Annotated in this window: 14 protein-coding genes and 1 riboswitch; of the genes, 6 read left to right on the top strand and 8 right to left on the bottom strand. The window is 63.0% G+C overall.

The window, feature by feature from the left end; all coding sequences use genetic code 11:
• The first annotated feature begins 49 nt into the window (after window positions 1-49).
• Window positions 50-979 carry a LysR family transcriptional regulator gene (locus NCT03_RS26140; RefSeq protein ID WP_244830961.1) on the top strand — a complete coding sequence of 310 codons (930 nt, stop codon included), beginning with the start codon at window positions 50-52 and terminating at the stop codon, window positions 977-979.
• Between the two features lie 7 nt (window positions 980-986).
• Here NCT03_RS26140 and NCT03_RS26135 read toward each other — a convergent pair whose 3' ends face one another.
• Genes NCT03_RS26135 through NCT03_RS26110 form a run of 6 tightly spaced genes read right to left on the bottom strand, consistent with a single transcriptional unit; the run spans window position 987 to window position 7517 of the window.
• Complete coding sequence (locus NCT03_RS26135) at window positions 987-2006, bottom strand: GntR family transcriptional regulator (protein WP_244830962.1); 1020 nt, start codon at window positions 2004-2006, stop codon at window positions 987-989.
• A gap of 56 nt (window positions 2007-2062) precedes the next feature.
• Window positions 2063-3058, bottom strand: a complete 996-nt coding sequence (locus NCT03_RS26130; protein ID WP_250494461.1) for an alpha/beta fold hydrolase — start codon at window positions 3056-3058, stop codon at window positions 2063-2065.
• Between the two features lie 9 nt (window positions 3059-3067).
• Window positions 3068-4177 carry a Zn-dependent alcohol dehydrogenase gene (locus NCT03_RS26125; RefSeq protein ID WP_250494460.1) on the bottom strand — a complete coding sequence of 370 codons (1110 nt, stop codon included), beginning with the start codon at window positions 4175-4177 and terminating at the stop codon, window positions 3068-3070.
• 4 nt (window positions 4178-4181) lie between these two features.
• Window positions 4182-5018 carry a phytanoyl-CoA dioxygenase family protein gene (locus tag NCT03_RS26120; RefSeq protein WP_244830965.1) on the bottom strand — a complete coding sequence of 279 codons (837 nt, stop codon included), beginning with the start codon at window positions 5016-5018 and terminating at the stop codon, window positions 4182-4184.
• Window positions 5019-5044: 26 nt separating this feature from the next.
• Window positions 5045-6238, bottom strand: a complete 1194-nt coding sequence (locus NCT03_RS26115) for an alpha-hydroxy acid oxidase (RefSeq protein ID WP_250494459.1) — start codon at window positions 6236-6238, stop codon at window positions 5045-5047.
• Window positions 6239-6251: 13 nt separating this feature from the next.
• Entirely contained in the window at window positions 6252-7517 is a 1266-nt protein-coding gene (locus tag NCT03_RS26110) for an MFS transporter (RefSeq protein WP_250494458.1), read from the bottom strand.
• Between the two features lie 263 nt (window positions 7518-7780).
• On the opposite strand from NCT03_RS26110, the gene NCT03_RS26105 reads away from it, so the two are divergent.
• From NCT03_RS26105 to NCT03_RS26095, 3 genes are all read left to right on the top strand, one after another.
• Window positions 7781-8971 carry a GGDEF domain-containing protein gene (locus tag NCT03_RS26105; protein WP_244830968.1) on the top strand — a complete coding sequence of 397 codons (1191 nt, stop codon included), beginning with the start codon at window positions 7781-7783 and terminating at the stop codon, window positions 8969-8971.
• Between the two features lie 393 nt (window positions 8972-9364).
• Window positions 9365-11824, top strand: coding sequence for a hybrid sensor histidine kinase/response regulator (locus NCT03_RS26100; RefSeq protein WP_250494457.1), 2460 nt, complete (start codon window positions 9365-9367; stop codon window positions 11822-11824).
• 197 nt (window positions 11825-12021) lie between these two features.
• Complete coding sequence (locus tag NCT03_RS26095) at window positions 12022-13398, top strand: CoA transferase (RefSeq protein ID WP_250494456.1); 1377 nt, start codon at window positions 12022-12024, stop codon at window positions 13396-13398.
• Between the two features lie 48 nt (window positions 13399-13446).
• Here NCT03_RS26095 and mntP read toward each other — a convergent pair whose 3' ends face one another.
• A complete protein-coding gene (gene mntP, locus NCT03_RS26090; protein ID WP_250494455.1) occupies window positions 13447-14016 on the bottom strand; it encodes a manganese efflux pump MntP in 570 nt (189 codons plus the stop codon).
• Between the two features lie 14 nt (window positions 14017-14030).
• Window positions 14031-14198: riboswitch (yybP-ykoY riboswitch) on the bottom strand.
• Between the two features lie 85 nt (window positions 14199-14283).
• On the opposite strand from mntP, the gene NCT03_RS26085 reads away from it, so the two are divergent.
• Entirely contained in the window at window positions 14284-14730 is a 447-nt protein-coding gene (locus NCT03_RS26085) for an ester cyclase (RefSeq protein WP_250494454.1), read from the top strand.
• A gap of 665 nt (window positions 14731-15395) precedes the next feature.
• Window positions 15396-16295: a glycoside hydrolase family protein gene (locus tag NCT03_RS26080; protein ID WP_250494453.1), complete on the top strand. Its 900-nt coding sequence runs from the start codon at window positions 15396-15398 to the stop codon at window positions 16293-16295.
• Window positions 16296-16301: 6 nt separating this feature from the next.
• Here NCT03_RS26080 and NCT03_RS26075 read toward each other — a convergent pair whose 3' ends face one another.
• Window positions 16302-18116: a PQQ-binding-like beta-propeller repeat protein gene (locus NCT03_RS26075; protein WP_250494452.1), complete on the bottom strand. Its 1815-nt coding sequence runs from the start codon at window positions 18114-18116 to the stop codon at window positions 16302-16304.
• Window positions 18117-18156: the final 40 nt, after the last annotated feature.

Genomic DNA, 18156 nt, shown 5'->3' with positions numbered 1-18156 from the left:
TACTGACGACAATTGATACCGCTATAACTTTTACTCAACCCTCGCGGCCATGACGCCCAGCATCGACTCGATCATCTCCCGCCTGCATGTCAAACAGTTGCGGCTTCTCATCGCGCTCGAAGAACGCGGCTCGCTGCTCGGCGCGGCAAGGCAACTCGCGCTCACGCAACCGGGCGCGAGCAAGGCGCTCCATGAAATCGAAACCACCTTCGGCGCGCCGCTATTCGTGCGGACCAATCGCGGGCTCGAACCCAACGCGATCGGCCATTGCGTGATCCGCTATGCGCGGCTCATTCATACGGACCTGGCGCATTTGCGTGAAGAGATCGTCGGCATCATGCGTGGATACGGCGGGCGCGTGGCGGTCGGCGTCATCATGGGCGCGGTGCCGCTCGTGACCGATGCGATCACCGAAGTCGCCACGCGTCAGCCGGAGATGTCGGTGGAAATCGTGGAAGATACGAGCGCGACGTTGCTGAGTCTGATCGATGCCGGCCGGCTCGATCTCGCCGTGTGCCGCACGAGCGTGAGTCAGACGCCGTATCTCTACGACAGCGCGATCGTGCAGGACGAGACGCTCGCGGTCATCGCCAATACGGAGCATCCCTTGGCGAAGAGAAAGCGCGTGGCCTTGAAGGATCTGGCGAAGCACCGGTGGGTCGTGTATCGCGCGAACATGCCCATGCGCCTCTTGCTCGAACGCGAGTTTCACGATGCAGGCCTGCGTTTTCCCGCGCATCTGCTCGAAACCACATCTGCGTTCGCGACGCTTTCTCTGCTACAGAAAAACCCGTCGCTAGTGGCGCTGGTGTCCGTGGATGTCGCGCGCTTTTGCACGGCGCATGGCATCGTCTGCACCTTGCCGCTTGCATTGTCGTCGCGTAGCGAGCCTTACGAACTGGTCACGCGGCGCGACGCGCCTCTGTCTCCCGGCGTGCGTCTTTTGATGCAGGCGATCGAAGAAGCCGGCCGCGCGTGAACTGGAATCAGACGCTGCCGAGCGACGAAAGATACGGCGGAAGATCGGGCTGCCTCAAGCGCCGGATGATCTCGAAGCGCAGCATCCACCGTGTATCCGCTTCGCCGATGTGCTCCTGTAAGGTCTGCGCCGCGCGTTCGGGCTTGCCGGCGAGAATGTCGTCGATGATGCGCAGATGCTCCGTGAAGGCATCGCTGATGAGCTGATCGGGAATCTGCAGATACGGGTCGCTCAAATAGCGCGTCGGCACGAACAGCACATGCGTACGCTGCAGCGCAAAGACGATCTCCTTGTTCGGGCAATGCGCGAGCAGGTCGATATGCAGGTCTGTTTCCGCCATGTCCATTTCGGCGCCGCCGCGATGCGTGGCCTCGATCGCGCCGATGAGCCGCTCGCGCACGCCTTCGAGAAATTCGCGCGAAACAAGCGGCGCGGCATGCACCAGCGCGGTCGGTTCGAGCAAACGGCGCATTTCGAAGAGATGCCCAATACGCGCCTCGGTCACCTGTTCGGCAATCCAGTGTCCATTGCGGTCCTGCGACAGCGCGCCCACGCTATGCATGCGCGCCATGACGCCGCGCGCCACGGTGCGGCTCACGTCGAAGTACTGCGCCAGCGCTTCCTCGGTAATACGCACCGAGCCGAACAGCACGCGCGTACAAAGTTCGCGCTCCAGATCGGCATACATGCGCTGCCATTGCGGCTCGTTAGTGAGTTCGACCTTGTCGAGCACGGCCGCCTTGCCCGCGCGTTCCGCCGATGCCGTTCCCGCCACGCGATACCCGCGCCCCTCGCTCTCGACGATGATCTTGTCAGCGCACAACGCCGCAAGCGCAATACGCGCAGGCGAGCGGCTGATGCAAAAAGACTTCGCGACCTGCGCTTCGAGCAGCTTTTCTCCAGGCGCGATACGTCCGTCCTCGATCATCTCGCGCAACAGCCGGTAAGTGCGATGCTGGATGGAGCCGCCTGCATCAAGCGGCGGGGTATCGGCGGCATTCGTCGCGTAGGTGTTCAACTGGCTCATGTGTTCTTCGTGCAGATTCGATCGATGCTCAACCATACCCCAGCACGTATGCGCCGTCACCGCATGAATTCGGCGATGGCGTCGTTCAGCTGCGCCGCCGCCTGCGGGTCCGCTTCCGAGGCCATCATGTGCCCGCTCGTGCAGGGCAGCCGCAGCAAGGTCGCTTGCGGAATGTGCTCCGCGGCCCAGACGCCCGCTTCAACGGGATTGTAGAGATCGAGCGCGGGCACGCAGACGAGCGTGGGTGCCGCAATCGCGGCCAGCGCCTTTGCGGTGTCACCATCGAAGCCGGGGGTGGTGCCGACATCGTGGGTATCGTAGGCATGCGACTGCGCAATCCAGTCGAGCGGATCGGCGCGCTGCGTCGCCCACCATGCGGCGCGCGCATCGAGCCAGGCGTATGTGCCGCCCGCTTTCGCGGCGTCATCGGCGAAGCGTTCGGGCGTACGCATGGCGATGATCTGCATCACCGCGAGCCACGCGCTCCAGTCTCCGTTCGACTTAGAAAGCGCGCTGCGTCCCGCATGATTGATCACCTGCGACCAGGGCGTGGTCTTCGCCATCGGCGTTAGCGCGACGAGCTTGCGCATGAAGCGCGGAAACGTCACGCCCCACTGCAACGCCTGCATGCCGCCCATCGACGCGCCGACCACGGCGGCCACTTCATCGATGCCGAGATGATCGAGCAGCGCCTTCTGGCTCTTCACCAGGTCGCGGATGGTGAAGCGCGGAAAGCGCTCGCCGCCCTGGCTCAACGCATTGGAAGGCGAACTCGACAAGCCATTGCCGAGCGCATCCACGACGATGATGTTCACGCTTTGCGGGTCGAAGGCACGCGCCTCGCCGATCAGAAAGTCCAGCCGATGATGCGTGCTGCCGATCGCGCACAAGCCCAATACCACGGGCCGTGCGCGGTCGCCGATATCGCCGTGCACGACGTAGGACACGAGCAGATCGTCTATATGTTCGCCCGATTCCAGCGCGAAGCGCCCGAGCGTCGCGCTGCGATGCGGCGCGTCGATCCAGCCGGGTTGCATGTCGGGATGACGCATGACGTTCGCTCAGAATTCGATGACCGCGCGCAGCTCCGCGCCCGTGGCGAGCCTTTGCAAGCCGTCGTTGATATCGGCAAGCGCGATATGCGACGTCACGTACTCGTCGAGTTTCAGCGAGCCGTCGAGATACGCTTTGGCGAGCATCGGAAAGTCGCTGGCCGGGTTCGCGCCGCCGTAGCTCGAACGGACGATCTGTTTCTCGCCCATGAGGCTCGCCCAACGAAACGCGGCCTCTTCTTCCGCCGGCAGCTTGCCGAGCCACACGACATGCGCGCCGGGCCTTGCAAGCTCCACGCTTGTCCGCAGCGATGCGCCATTTCCCGCAGCCTCGAATACGTAATCCGCGCCGCGTCCCTGGGTCAGATCGGCATGCGCGGCAGCGAGGTTGTCGTCGGCTGAAAGCGCGTGAGTGGCGCCGACCGCGCGCGCAAGATCGAGCTTGTCCGACGCGCGATCCACCGCGATGATGCGCGCCGCGCCCGCGAGCCGCGCGCCCTGCACCGCCGACAAGCCGACCGCGCCGCAGCCGATTACCGTCACGGTACTGCCCGGCTCGACCTTCGCGACATTCAGCGCCGCGCCCACGCCCGTCATCACGCCACAGCCGATGAGACACGCGCGGTCGAACGGCATCTCGTGGGGCACCTTCACCGCGCACTCTTCCGACACCACGCACAACTCCGCGAAGCTGCCCGAATACATCAACTGATGCACGGGCGCGCCATCGTCGAGAAAGAGGCGAGGCGCGCCATCGAAATGGAACGACTGCGCCGCGTGATCGCGATACGGCTGGCAGAGAATCGAAAGCTTGCGTGCACAGTAAAAGCACGCGCCGCAATGCGGATTCCACGACGTGACGACATGGTCGCCCACCTTCACGCCGCGCACTGCGTTGCCCGCCCATTCGACGATACCCGCCGCTTCGTGTCCCGGCACGAACGGAAGCGGCGTGCGTAAGTCGCCGCGCACCGCTTCGAGATCGGTATGGCACAGGCTCGTCGCCTTCACGCGCACGATCACATCCGTGTCGGCCAGATTGCCGAGCGTGACGCGCCTGATCTGCAAGGGCTCGCCTTTACGCTCCAAGACCGCTGCTTCGAATTTCGTGTTCGTCATGCGTCTAGCGTCGTCCGGTTGCGGTTTGTCCCGCGCCCTTGTAGAGAATGTTCAGGTTGCGCTCGCCGATCTGCTGATGCAGCGCGACGAACGCCGGGTCCAGTTCCTCGGTCGGACGCGGCTCGTGCTCGAAGGTGTTGTACGTATCGATGCCGCGCACGAGCGTGGCGCTGTCCTCGCCTTCGAGCTGGCGCACGTAAGTCGGGATATAGCGGATGGCATAGCCGATGCGCCGCTTGTCCGAATGGTTGGGCGGCGAGCCATGCACGATCCGCACATGATGAAGCGACATCTCGCCCGGCGCGAGTTCGATCGATACCGCCTGCGCTTCATCCACTTCCACCGCGACTTCCTGCCCGCGTGTCAGCAGATTGTGCTCGTTGAAGGTATCGCGATGCGGCATCTGGTCGAGCAGATGCGTGCCCGGCACGACCTGCATCGCACCGTTCGAACGGTTGCTCTCCGAAAGCGCGACCCACGCGGTCACGACATCGGGCTTGGACAACCCCCAATACGTCGAGTCCTGATGCCACGACACGTAAGCCGGGTCGCGCGCGTTCTTGATGAAGAAGCTGCTGGCCCAGACAAGCAGATTCTCGCCGTAGAGATCGTCGATTGCATCGACTACCTTGTCGTTGCGCACGAGATCGTTGAGCCACGGAAACAGCAGATGGCTCTTTACGTTGAGCGCCTTCTTCGCGAACGAACTTTTCTCGTGCTCGAAGTCCTCCAGGCGCTTGCGCAGTTCGAGCGCGGTCTCTTCGGACATCACGCGAATGGGCGCGACATAGCCGTGTTGCTGGAAATGTTCAACCTGTTGCGGGGTCAATGCCTTCAGCATGATGCGAGTCTCCTTTTTTCCGTGATTCAAGCAACCTGCATGCGCACCGGTGTTTCCAGCGCGCCGCGCCCGGAGGTAAAGCCGCCTGAGCGCAATACGCGGCCGTCTATCGCGCGTGTATCGGTGACGCCTGCGAGGGCCATCGTCATATCGAGTTCATCGCGGATGATTTCGAGCGCACGTGTCACGCCCGCTTCACCTTCCGCGCCGAGTCCATACAGAAATGCGCGGCCTATGTACACGCCGCGCGCGCCGCAAGCGAGCGCTTTCAACACGTCTTGTCCCGAGCGGATGCCACCGTCCATGTGCAGTTCGATATCGCCATGCACGGCTTCTGCGATACGCGGCAGCATGGAAATGCTCGAAGGCGCGCCGTCCAGTTGACGCCCGCCATGATTCGAAACGATGAGCGCGTCCGCGCCGATATCGCGGGCAATGCGCGCGTCTTCCTCGTCGAGGATGCCCTTCAGGATGATCTTGCCGCCCCACTGCTTGCGCACCCAGTCGATGTCCTGCCACGTGAGCGTCGGGTCGAACTGCCGCGCGGCCCAGTCGGCCATCGACGCGATGCCCGTCACGCCCGGCGCATGTCCGACGATATTGCCGAAGGTGCGGCGCGGCGTGCCCAGCATGCCCGCACACCAGCGCGGATAGCGCGACAGATGCGCGAGGTTGCGCAGCGTGAGCTTTGGCGGCGCGGACAGACCGTTCCGTTTGTCCTTGTGGCGCTGGCCTTGAATCTGCAAGTCGAGCGTGAGGACGAGCGCGGAACACCCGGCAATTTTCGCGCGATAAATCAGGTCCGCAATGAAACCGCGGTCCTTCATCATGTAGAGCTGAAACCAAAAAGGCTTCTGCGTATGCGCGGCGACGTCCTCGATCGAGCAGATGCTGACCGTCGATAACGTGAACGGCACACCGAAGCGCGCGGCCGCGCGCGCCGCGAGAATCTCGCCATCCGCGCGTTGCATGCCGGCGATGCCGGTCGGTGCAATGGCGACCGGCATCGAAACGGGGATACCAGCCATCGTCGTCGTGAGATTGCGCTCGCTGAAATCCACGGCGACACGCTGCCGGAACTGCAGTTGCGCGAAGTCGTCACTGTTCGCGCGATACGTCGATTCGGTCCACGAACCGGCATCGACATAGTCGTAGAACATGCGCGGCACGCGCTTCCTGGCGGCGATGCGCAGTTCCTCGATGGTCGCGTAATGTCGCATGATTTTTTCGCCGTTACGCGAGTTCGGGTTGAAGCTGCAATTGAGGCTTGGGCGGTCTTACGAACACCGCGACGAAGATCGCGCCGAGCGCGGCGATCGCGCCAGTCAGCAAGAACGCGCTCTTGAAGTTGCCGGACCATTGCACGAGAAAACCCGTCAAGGCCGGCGCGACGATCCCCGCCAGATTGGCGATGAAGTGCACGAAACCGCCGACCGCGCCGACGCGCCGCTTTTCCACGGTATCGAGCACGATCGCGAAGTAGGTGTTGTACGACGCGTACATGAAGAAGACGGCGATGGCCATCAACGTGACCGCGCTCGTCAGGTCCGTCACCGTGCCTGTCACGCCGATGCACACCGCGCCCGCGCCCAGGCTCGTGATCAGCACGATCTTGCGCGCGAAGATGGCGCGGCCGGTCTTCTTGTAGATCCAGTCGCAGACCAGGCCGCCGACCACGAGGCCCGTCGCGCCGACCGCCCACGGAATCACGCTCACCACGGCCATCTTCTGAATGCTGAGGTGATGCGCCATCGTCAGATAGCTCGGGAACCACGACAGGAAGAAGTACAGGATGTAGGCGTAGCCGAAGAAGGCGAACGCGGTCGAAAGGATCGCTGGGCGCAGCAGGTAAGTGGACAACGGCGCGGGGGAGCCATCGGCGGCGAGGGCCGCGTCGTCTTGCGCGAGGGCTTCGGCGGATTCCTCGATGGGCGTCGACGGCTTGTCCTTCGCCAGCAGCAACCACGCGAGCACCCAGAGCGTGCCGACCGCGCCGATGATCACGAACGACGTACGCCAGCTCGTCGCCAGCGCGAGAAAGCCGACCACGGGCCCCGCGATCGCCGCGCCCACCGACTGTCCGGAATTCGCGATACCGATCATGCTCGCCTGCTGCCTGCGCGGAAACCAGTTCGACACGAGCTTGTTGATGTTGGCGCAGAGCGGCCCTTCACCCATGCCAAAGACAATGCGCACGAGCAACAGACTGACGATGCCGACCGCCGTTGCCGTCAATCCGCAAAAGAGCGACCAGACGAGCATGGAGACGGCGAGCACGGATTTCGGTCCCCATCGATCCGCCGAATAGCCGCCGACGAAACAGAAGATCGCGTAGCCCACGAAAAAACTGGAGAACACGATGCCGAGTTGCGCGGGATCGAGGTTGAGCTCGCGGGAAATGAGCGGCGCGGTGATCGATAACGCCGCCCGGTCGAGATAACTGATCGCTCCACCTACGAACAACAGACTTACGAGAGTCCAGCGCGCACGCGTCTCCATCGATGTCTCCTGGTGAGGGCCTCGGTTTGCGCTGAAAACGTTCAGTGCATCCAATGTACATTCAGCGTAGTTGAGACAAGCGGGGCGTGTCAATGAAGGAGTTGCAGGAGTAAACCTTTACGGCTTCGATCGGTGGAGGCGGAACGCTTCGCGTCGAACGGCCGTCATCGGCGCCCTAAAGCTCCCCGCGCCCCCGCCGTTAACCGATGTGATGGATGGCTTTTCGCCACTCCGGCCTTTGCCGATCCGCGCATCGCACCGACATGGACCAACTGACTGAGGTGTACACGCTGCCCCGCTTGCGGGCAGCCAAGTGGTTACTGCACGCGGGGCCAGACATCCCCCGCGCGATTCGCGTCGCCCTGGTCGGCAGTCTGTTCGGCACGCTGCCCATTTTCGCGGGCGGCGTGCTCAACACGATTCTCGTCGCCTGGGTGCTCACGCGCCGTCATCCGACCATCGCGTTTCATGTGTGGCTCGCGCTCGAAATCGCCGTGTGTTTCGTGCGGCTCGTCGTGCTCGTCCTTGCGCGCCGCCGCGCGCGCGAACGGCGCGCCACGTTCACCGATCTCTATGTGCTGCTCGCGCCCATGTGGGGCGCGACGGTCGGCTACGGCGCCCTCGTCAGCGTGCTCTCCGGCGACTGGGTCGCGGCCACGCTCTCGTTTTTGTCGGCGGCCGCGATGGTTGGCGGCATCTGTTTTCGCAACTTCGGCGCGCCGCGTCTGGTCGCCGTGATGATCTTCCTGTCGCTCGGGCCGTGCTGCGTAGGCGCACTCCTGTCGGGCGAGCCGACGCTCTGGGTCACGTGCCTGCAGATTCCGTTTTATCTCTTCGCGATGAGCGCCGCCGCGTACCGCCTGAACGGCATGCTCGTCACGACGATGAAGGCCGAGCAGGAAAACGACCGCCGCGCGCGATACGACGAGCTCACCGGCCTGCTCAATCGCGCCGGTCTGTTCCGGGCGTTGCGCTCGCGCGTGCCAGGCAAGCGTTATCAGAACGATGAAAGCGCGCTGCTCTATCTCGATCTCGACGGCTTCAAGGCGATCAACGACGATCACGGCCACGAAATTGGCGACACGCTCCTCGCGCTCGTCGCGAAACGCTTGCGCCTGGTATCGGGCGAAGGCGCGCTGGTCGCGCGCCTGGGCGGCGACGAATTCGTGATCGTGACGCCGCCCGAAGCCGACCCGCCGGCACTCGCCGATACGCTCGTGCGCGAACTGTCGAAGCCATTCATGGCGAACGACGGGATGGCGCTTGGGATCGGCGTGAGTATCGGCATTGCGAAGTTCAGCGACGACGACCGCGAACTCGACGGCGTGTTGCGCGACGCCGACAACGCACTCTACGAAGCCAAGCGCGCGGGCAAGAATCGTTGGGTGGCGGCAGAACGCTGGTTCAAGGCGGCGCGGCCATCCGGCATTCGTCCGGCGGCGCGGACTGCATGAGCCCGAAGCCCGGAGCCCGAAGCCCGAAGCCCGAAGCCCGAAGCCAAAATTTACCGGCTTCTGACGAAGGCAAGTAAATCGGTATTCGAAGTTCGCTGTTTTTACCGCTGAAGCTACAAAGAATATTGTTTTTCAATCGGTCCGGCGTTTAAAAGGCATGCATGACTTGCATCCGAAAGGCGGGTTTCGCCGTATCGACTCCTAATCGATTCAGCTTCGCCTTACAAGCGGAGTCAAAATTTCCTCTCCTCGCAAACGTTTGCGCAGGATTTTGTGTTTCAATACCAAAATAAAATATCGGCTGCGCTTTTCGATATTTCCGCGATTACAATTCGCGATCCGTCGATTGGAACAAGAGCTATGCACTCGCAATTCGAGGCTTCGACTCCGAACATGAAATCAAAGGCGGAACATAACCGTCAGGCGCACTTTCAGCGCTGGTTCGCTATTTTTGCAAGTCTCGCCCATTCCCGGCTACCGCTTCCCGCTTATCTGCAAAGAGTCACGGATACCTTGAGGGAAGTTGCCGGCGTGGCGTCCGCGGTTGTCGAGTGGATCGAAGGCGATCAGCTCGTCTATTGCGCGGCGAGCGGAGTCGCCGCGAAAAGCGTCGGCACGCGTTTGCCCACCGCGGGCAGTCTTTCGGGCTTGTGCATCACGCGGCAACAAGCGCTCATCAGCCGCAATACGGCGAATGATCATCGCGTGGATCGTGCTGCATGCGAAGCCGTCGGCGCTGTCTCCATGGTGGTCGCGCCGGTCATTTACGAAGGCCGTTCGGTCGCGGTGCTGAAACTCGTTTCAAGCGAACCCGATTACTTCAGCCAAAGCGATATCTCCATTCTCAACGCGTTTTGCGCGTGCATTGCGGAAACCTTTGCACGCGAGGAAATCGCGCAGGAGAACCGCAAACTCCTGCAAGAGAATCAAAGCGTAAATGCGGACCTGACGGTCGAATTGTCGTTACGTATCGAATACGAAAAAAAGCTCGCCGATGCCATGCGTCGTCGCCGCACCGTGCTCGACAACGCGCATATTGCGTTCGTCGCCATGGACGAAGCCGGCATGGTCGTGGACTGGAACGAGGCCGCAACCAGCCTCTTCGGCTGGCGCGCGCAAGAGGCGCTCGACCGCGAACTCGCGCAGCTCATCGTGCCGGAGCGTTATCGCGATGCGCATCGCGCCGGTCTCACGCGCTATCTCGCCACCGGCGAGGCGCGCATGATGAACACGCGCGTGGAACTGCATGCGCTGCGCCGCGACGGCAGCGAATTCGCCGCCGAGCTGACCATCAGCGAAGTGTGGTTCGACGGGCAGCGGCAGTTCGCGTGCTTCATCCACGACATCACGGATCGCCGCCGCGCGACGGAAGCGGACGAACGCCTGCGGCTCCTCATCCATTCGGTGAGCGACTACGCCATCTGCATGCTCGACCACGACGGCATCATCCGTTCGTGGAACGACGGCGCGCGCGCGCTCTACGGCTTCACCGCGCAAGAAGCGATCGGCCGGCATTTCGCGCTCTTCTATCTGTCGGACGAACAGGGCCGCGACCGTCCTGGCGACGACTTGCGTCTCGCGGCGGAACGCGGCCGCACGGAACACGAGGACTGGCGCACGCGCAAGGACGGCTCGGAGTTCTGGGCGCACGTCATTCTGAGCGCGCTGCCCGCCGCCGATGGCCGCGAAAAAGGCTTCGTCGCCATCACGCGCGACATGACCGCGCGCAGGCGTTTGGAAGAACTCGAGGCGTCGAGCCGCCGCATGAACGAGTTTCTCGCGTTGCTCGGCCATGAACTGCGCAATCCGCTCGCGCCCATTCGCAACGCGGTGAGCATTCTCAAACTGAAGGCTTCCGACGATGCCGATGTCATTCGCAGCCGCCATATCGTCGACCGGCAGCTCGCGCATCTGACCAAGCTGGTGGACGATCTGCTCGAAGCGGGCCGCGTGAGTTCCGGCAAGATCCGGCTCGCGACCGAGACCGTGGATATCGCCGATGTCGTGCACCTGAGTGTCGAAGCGAGTCAACCGCTTTTCGAGGCGCGCGGGCAGCGGCTCGACGTGGACGACAGCGGCCAGCGCCTCTTCGTCAATGGCGACCCGACGCGGCTCGTGCAAGCGCTCAATAACCTGCTCAACAACGCGGCGAAATTCAGTCCGCCCGAGTCGACCATCCGGCTGGAAATCGGTCCACGCGGCGGCGCGGCGCTTCTGCGCGTGACGGATCAGGGTCGCGGCATTTCCGCCGATGCGCTCGCCTCCGTGTTCGATCTTTTCGTGCAGGAGCATGCGCCGGGCGCGCATCCGGATGAAGGCGGGCTTGGCATCGGCCTCACGCTGGTTCGAGCGATCGCCGAATTGCATGGCGGCCACGTCGAGGCGAAGAGCGGCGGCACTGGCAAGGGCAGCGCGTTCAGTTTGTGGCTGCCGCTCGCGCAACCGCCCACGCAGGGCATCATGCCGCCTTCCGCGCCGAATGCAGTGGCGAGCCGTCAGCTCGACGTGCTCGTCGTCGACGACAATCGCGACTCGGCCGACAGCATGACCTTGCTCGTCGATATGCTCGGTCACGCGGCGCGCGCGGCGTATGACGGCCCGGAAGCGCTGGCATCGTTCGGGACGACGCGTCCGCAAGTCGTGCTGCTCGATCTATCGATGCCGGGCATGACGGGCTTCGACGTCATTCGTCAGATGCGCGATGAAGGCAAGCGTGTGATCGTCGCCGCAATGACGGGTCTTGGTTCCGACGAAGACATGGCGCGCACGCGGGCGGCCGGGTTCGACGCACATTTGGTCAAGCCGGTGGATTTGCCTGAGCTGGAGCGCGTGTTGGCGATGGCGGGGAAGTGACGGTGTGCGGGCGGTTGGCGGTGGGCATCCTGCGGGCCTATGCCAAGCGTTGAGCCGTCGGCGTCAAGTCGCGACCGCCTGCGCCGCCTCGCGGACCACTTTTTCCGCTGATCCACGCGCTGCAGACAAGCGCAACGTGCGCGCTCAATCAATCGGCGCGACAATGCGTCATCGCTGACCCGCGCGCACTCATCGCCATGACTTCTTTCGCAACGCTTACGAATCTCTGGCAACTCGCCGGCCTCCCCGACGATGCCCTCCACCTCGTCGATCTACCCGGACACGACCCGGTGTTCCCGTCATCGTTCGCCGTGGGCGAAGCGGCGCAATCGACCATCGCGGCGGCAGCGCTCGCGGCCTCCGAGCTGGCTCATGCGCGCGGCGTCGACCGCCAGCGCGTGAGCGTCGACATGACGCACGCGGCCGTCGAATGCACCGACTGGTTCACGGTCGATGGCGCCGAACCCGAGACCTGGGGCGAGTTCTCGGGCCTCTACCGCACGGCCGATGGCTACGTGCGCATACACGCAAACTTCGAGCATCATCAGGATGGCGCGTTGCGCGTGCTGGGTCTCGACCCGCACAGCGCCACGCGCGCCGATGCCGAACGCGCGCTGCTCGAATGGCGCGCGAACGATTACGAAACCGCGTGCGCCGAACGCGGCCTCGTCGTGACGATGCTGCGCAGCTTCGAAGAATGGGATGCGACGCCGCAAGCCAAAGCCATCGCCGCGCAGCCGTTGCTGAAGATCACGCGTATCGGCGACGCCGCGCCTCTCGCGCTGCCCGCGCTCGACAATGACGCGCGCCCGCTGACCGATATCCGCGTGCTGGACGTCACGCGCATCCTTGCCGGTCCCACGGGCGGTCGAGCGCTCGCCTCGTTCGGCGCGGACGTGATGCTCGTGAATTCGCCGCATCTGCCGAACATTCCCGCTATCGCCGAGACGAGTCGCGGCAAGCGCTCCGCGCATCTCGACCTGCACACGGAGGACGGTCGCGCGACGCTGTGGCGGCTGATCGATGAGGCGCATGTCTTCTCGCAAGGCTATCGGCCGGGCGGGATCGCCGAGCTTGGCTTCGGGCCCGAGGCGCTGGTGGCGCGGCGGCCGGGCATCGTGTACGTGTCCTTGTCGGCTTATGGCACGGAAGGTCCGTGGGCGGATCGGCGTGGCTTCGATTCGCTCGTGCAGACCGCGATAGGCTTCAACGCCGCCGAAGGCGAAGCGCAGGGCGATGGCAAACCGCGAGCGCTGCCCATGCAGATGCTCGACATGGCGAGCGGCTTTCTGATGGCATTCGGCGCGGCCGCCGCGCTATGGAAGCAACAAACGGAAGGCGGTAGCTGGCACGTGGAGGTTTCGCTCGCACAGACGGGACACTGGCTGCGCGGGCTTGGACGTATCGACGGAGGGTTGAAGACGGCGCGGCCGGACATCGCCGCATACACCGAGGAACGCGAATCGGGTTTCGGCATGCTGCGCGCGGTCACGCCGAGCGCGCGCTTCGAGCGCACGCCGGCGGGTTACGCGAGGCCATCGGTGCCGCCGGGAACGGATGAGGCGAAGTGGTGAGTTCGTGGCATGGGCGGCGATTTCAAACGCGACATGCAGAACTTCGCATCAACTCAAGTAATTGAGATGCTCCGCAAGGATCACGCTGCCCACGCCGATGAGAATCAGCCCGCCCAAGATCTCCGCGCGCTTGCCGATAGTCGCGCCGACCAGCCGTCCGACCATCACGCCGATGGTCACCATGAGCATGGTTGCGAAGCCGATGGTCGCGGCGGTCGAGAAGATATCGACGTCGATGAACGCGAGGCCCGCGCCGACCGCCATCGCGTCGATGCTGGTGGCAAAGCCCGTGACGGCGAGCACCCAGAAGGAATGTGAGTTGGGCTTCTCTTCTTCGTGAGCCGATTTGCTTAAGCCTTCGCGGATCATGCGCGCGCCGAGCACGAAAAGCAGGCCGAAAGCGATCCAGTGGTCCCACGCGGTGACGTATTGCGCGGCGGCGCGGCCGAGCGCCCACCCGACGAGCGGTGTGAGCGCCTCGATTACGCCGAAGATGACTCCCGCCTTGAGCGCCTCGCCGATGCGCGGTTTATGCAGGCTCGCGCCTTTGCCCACGGCGGCGGCGAAGGCGTCGGTGGACATGGCGAAAGCAAGGAATACGGTGGAAGCGAGGTTCATCGAGTAGCGCTCTGGTCTGGTCGGGCAAGCACAAGGACAGAAGGCGCGCCCGACCGGAAGCGCATTCTGTCGATGGTCTTGCCAACCTGTGACGGCTGCCCATGCCACGGTCGAAAGACCGAGCGTGTTGACATGGACGCTTTCCCGGGCGGGAAAGCCGGCTACTCCCCAACGAAGAAACGCGAGCTTAACACGACAGATCACCCGATCCGGACCATTGGGTTAAAGTGGGTTGCAACGCCGCATCCCTAACGCTCAGGAGGCACCATGGAGGCAGAACACATCACCCAGTCAGAAGCCCGCGCGGCCGTCGAGCGTCTTTACGCCGCCTTCGCGCAAAAGGACGTGAACTTGCTGCGCCAAGCCGTGACGTCGGACTGGGAATATCTGCCTGAGCCGGCAGGCTTCAAAGCCGGTCCCGACCAGATGATCCCCATCTTCGCGGAGATGGCGGCTGCGCTGCCTGACATGCGCATCGAGATTCTAGACATGCTCACGCAGGACAATCGCGTCGGCGTGCGCGCGGAGGTGAGCGGTACGCAGTCCGGTCCGTTGATGGGCATCGCGGCGACATCGAAGCCGGTTCGGTTTGCCATTCACTCGTTCCATGAGATACGCGATGACCGTGTGTCGAAGACGTGGCATCTGGAAGACTGGTTGAGCGTGTTTCGGCAAATTGGCGAAGTGCCGCGCGATATTGGATCGGATGCGTAATTCGAGAACGCGCGAAGTCGATTGAAACGACAAAGGTCAGAAGCATACGTCGTTTATCATTCTCTCCAACACGTCGTGGGCGGCGCGTCGCGAATTTTCTATTTTCAAATGCGCCGCGCATTGCCCGCTGACTATTCAGCTTTAATTTTTCCGACCAAATAAATCTCGCAACGCGTTTCCTTCTGAAGCCTGAATCGCTGTCGCCATTAAGATTACATCCTCCGCTCTTCGATTATCTCGCAAAGATAAGCGCGGCTCGTGAAAGTGACGCGATTAAGTCTTGATTATCCCGTCTGTCACCGTCTATATTTCTCGACGCACCGCGCCATTTCCATCGGCAAAAGGCGCGGCCCCGCTTGCGCTTCGCGTTATCAGCATCGCGCTATTCACCTGTCTTCGCGTCCGCGAATGAATTTAATTTTCCGCGACATAGGCGAGCACACGTCATCGGCTTGTTTTGGATTATGCAAATCGCTCATCGCTTAATTCGTTTTTGCAGAAACACAAAACCGGTTTTGCCTGCGATCTTTTCAGCAAGTCTGTTATTAACCGCTTGCGGTGGTTCGGACAGCGCTAACGTGCCATCGAGCGTCGATAATTCACGCTATCGTCATCACGCCGCGTCCGCCGCCATAAATCCCGTCGCCAGCGATTTATTCTACGGAATGAACGGTCACAACAGTTATGGCGATGTCTATTATCTCGCTGGCGCCGCCAGACAATTAGCGCAGCTTCAGGATCTCGGCATCAAACTGTATCGCAACGAGGTGTATAGCAAATCAACCGCCATGCGTCTCGCCAATGTAGCCAACGCGCTGGCCGCCGGTGGGGTGACGGTGTACCCGGTGATCTTGATGGGCATCGATTTTGCCGATGAAGACTCCGCGTATCAATCGGCCTATGCGCTCGCGCGCGACGTCGTGAGTGTGCAGCGTTACGCCTACTACGAAGTGACCAACGAACTCGGCTCGGCAACGGTCGCCGGATGGGTGGACGGCGTGCGGCCCACGGACTTCGACAACCAAAAGTTCCAGATTGCGCGTGGCGTCATCCGAGGCATGATCGCCGGCATCAAGTCGATGGACCCGTCGGGCAAGATCGTCATGGGCGGCAATGCGTGGATGCAATACGGCTTCGTGACGATGCTCGCGAACGGCACACAGCCGGACGGTTCGGGCGGGCATCCCATCGTGACGTGGGACATCACGGCATGGCACTGGTATTCCGACCAGGGCAACATCGAGCACGCGTGCGGCGGCACGGGCTGCTACAACGTCATCGGCGCGCTTGCCCGGTTCGGCAAGCCGGTATGGATCAATGAAATGGGCGTGCGGCCCGACTTCGGCACCGATCAGCAAGCGGCCGCCTTCCTTGCCAACGACATGCTCGGCGGCCTGAGAGCGATCGCGGTGCGCTACGACATCGAATCCTTGCAGATCTACCAGCTCTACGACGATCCGCCTGGCGGCGAAGGACCTTACGGCGTGATCCTCGACGACGGCCAGACGCCCAAGCCCGCCTACGCCGCCGTGAAGCAATTCATCGCCACCAATCCGCGTCCATGACAGGCATCACCGCAGACCGAACACGCCCACGCCGTTGCGCGTCCCCACATAGACCTTGCCGTTCGCGATCATCGGCGTAATGAACTTGTTGCCCTGCCCGAACTGATCGCGCGCGCCCGCCGCCTGATTGCTGTTGTAAAGCTCGCGCGCGAGATTGCTGGCGTCGTAGGCGTGCAGCACGGCGATGGTGCCATTCTCCACCGCCCACACGATGCCGTTCGCCGCGCCGTTCGCAGACACGCTCGGTGTGGCGCCCGGCGAGCCGAAACTGTTCGCGGTCTGGCTCGTCGGCGTCGTGGACAAGGCGGCGTTCGCGATGCCGAACGCCTTGATGCTGTCGCCAATCGAGCCGAAATAAACGGTGTTGTTGAAGTACGCGGGCATGGCGAACATCGGGCCGCGAATCTGCCCGACGATCTCCTGATAGATGTGATCCGCATTCGAATCGAACTTACCCATCGCGTCGCGATTGACCACGTAGATCGTCGATGTCTTGCCCGCGCCGAGCGCGAGATGATGCGTCGTGCCGCCCGTATCGACGAGATCGGGCAATACGAGCGCGCCGCCCGAACCCAGATCTTCATCGGCTGCCGATTCGTTCACCGTGTTCGACGGCTGGAAATAATCAGTGACGGCGAGGGCGGGCGAAGTCCCGAGTTTCAGAAAGCCGTTGCCGAAATTGCCATGAATCGGCATGCCGTTGCCGTCGAGCGTGGCGTCGAAAGTGCCGTTGGCATCGAGGAAATAGATCGACGTGCCGTCCGACGCGAGGCCCGCGCCGCTCATCCAGATCGCGCCCATCTGGCCGTTCGGCGTGAGATTGAGCACGTTTGCCTGCTGCAGCGTGCTGGCGTTATAGCCGATCACCCAACCGGTGTACGGCATGATGTCGCAATGCGATGTCCACGCGGTATAGACCACGCCGTTTTGCAGCAACAGCGAAGCGCGCTCGGCGTACTGGCCGGGATCGAAGCTCACGCGGCCATTCGCGCTGCCCGCGCCCGTGCCGGGATACGACGCGGCAATTTCGGTCGGACCGTTGAAAAGTTCCGCGCCTGTCGTGATGTCGAGCGCGTGAATGCGCTGGTGATACTTGCCCGACGTGTCTTTCGACATGCCGACCACGTAGATCGCGCCATTCGGGCCGCGCGTGCGGTCGATGACCGGCGTCGCCGTAATGCCGATAGTCGGCGTGATCTGGCCGCAGCCATGGTCGTCGCTCGGTGTTTCGCCTGCGCCTAACGTCGACGATTTCCACAGAATCGCGCCGGTGTCGGCGTCGAACGCGTAGACACTGGCGTTTTCGGTGGCGACGTAGAGCACGTTGTGCGTGCCGCCCGCGATTGCCACGCTCGTCAGGAAGAGCGGTTCCGCGTCCACGGGTCCGTCCGCCGCAAGCACGTTGAGCTTGCCGAAGGTGGTCGAATTGACGTTCGCGGGCGTGAGCTTCGTTTCCGCGAGTTGCTGGCCGGTGCGGCCGATGTCGTTGTGATAGGTCGCAACGTCCATCGGATGGGCGACAGGGGTAACGACGGTGCCCCCGCCCGCTCCGCCCGAAGACCCCGAAGACCCTGAAGCGCCGGGTGCGCCCGATGCGCCTGAAGGGCTCGAAGCGCCCGCAGGACTCGACGCGCCTGACGGAGTCGATGCCGCCGACGGACTAGAAGCCGCCGAAGGATTCGACGCCGGCGCGCTGCTGCCCGCCGCCGGAGTCGAACTGGAACCGCCTCCCCCGCTGCATCCGCCAATGATGGCCGACACGATTACTGCGCTACACAGCCACGGCAACGCGCCGGCACGGCTCGAGCGATCCCCTTTCATACATCCTCCCTTCTGGAAGAACGGCGTAATCAGTCGGTTT

It is taken from the genome of Caballeronia sp. GAWG1-1, from assembly GCF_023631465.1.
Taxonomy (GTDB): Bacteria; Pseudomonadota; Gammaproteobacteria; order Burkholderiales; family Burkholderiaceae; genus Caballeronia.
The sequence above is the reverse complement of the archived record's forward strand: the minus strand, read 5'-3'. Positions and strand labels throughout refer to the sequence as shown.

Bases quoted from the DNA above. Each gene is read 5' to 3' on its own strand.
- NCT03_RS26140 (WP_244830961.1), top strand. From the start codon at position 50: ATGACGCCCAGCATCGACTCGATCATCTCCCGCCTGCATGTCAAACAG.
- NCT03_RS26135 (WP_244830962.1), bottom strand. From the start codon at position 2,006: ATGAGCCAGTTGAACACCTACGCGACGAATGCCGCCGATACCCCGCCG.
- NCT03_RS26130 (WP_250494461.1), bottom strand. From the start codon at position 3,058: ATGCGTCATCCCGACATGCAACCCGGCTGGATCGACGCGCCGCATCGC.
- NCT03_RS26125 (WP_250494460.1), bottom strand. From the start codon at position 4,177: ATGACGAACACGAAATTCGAAGCAGCGGTCTTGGAGCGTAAAGGCGAG.
- NCT03_RS26120 (WP_244830965.1), bottom strand. From the start codon at position 5,018: ATGCTGAAGGCATTGACCCCGCAACAGGTTGAACATTTCCAGCAACAC.
- NCT03_RS26115 (WP_250494459.1), bottom strand. From the start codon at position 6,238: ATGCGACATTACGCGACCATCGAGGAACTGCGCATCGCCGCCAGGAAG.
- NCT03_RS26110 (WP_250494458.1), bottom strand. From the start codon at position 7,517: ATGGAGACGCGTGCGCGCTGGACTCTCGTAAGTCTGTTGTTCGTAGGT.
- NCT03_RS26105 (WP_244830968.1), top strand. From the start codon at position 7,781: ATGGACCAACTGACTGAGGTGTACACGCTGCCCCGCTTGCGGGCAGCC.
- NCT03_RS26100 (WP_250494457.1), top strand. From the start codon at position 9,365: ATGAAATCAAAGGCGGAACATAACCGTCAGGCGCACTTTCAGCGCTGG.
- NCT03_RS26095 (WP_250494456.1), top strand. From the start codon at position 12,022: ATGACTTCTTTCGCAACGCTTACGAATCTCTGGCAACTCGCCGGCCTC.
- mntP (WP_250494455.1), bottom strand. From the start codon at position 14,016: ATGAACCTCGCTTCCACCGTATTCCTTGCTTTCGCCATGTCCACCGAC.
- NCT03_RS26085 (WP_250494454.1), top strand. From the start codon at position 14,284: ATGGAGGCAGAACACATCACCCAGTCAGAAGCCCGCGCGGCCGTCGAG.
- NCT03_RS26080 (WP_250494453.1), top strand. From the start codon at position 15,396: ATGAACGGTCACAACAGTTATGGCGATGTCTATTATCTCGCTGGCGCC.
- NCT03_RS26075 (WP_250494452.1), bottom strand. From the start codon at position 18,116: ATGAAAGGGGATCGCTCGAGCCGTGCCGGCGCGTTGCCGTGGCTGTGT.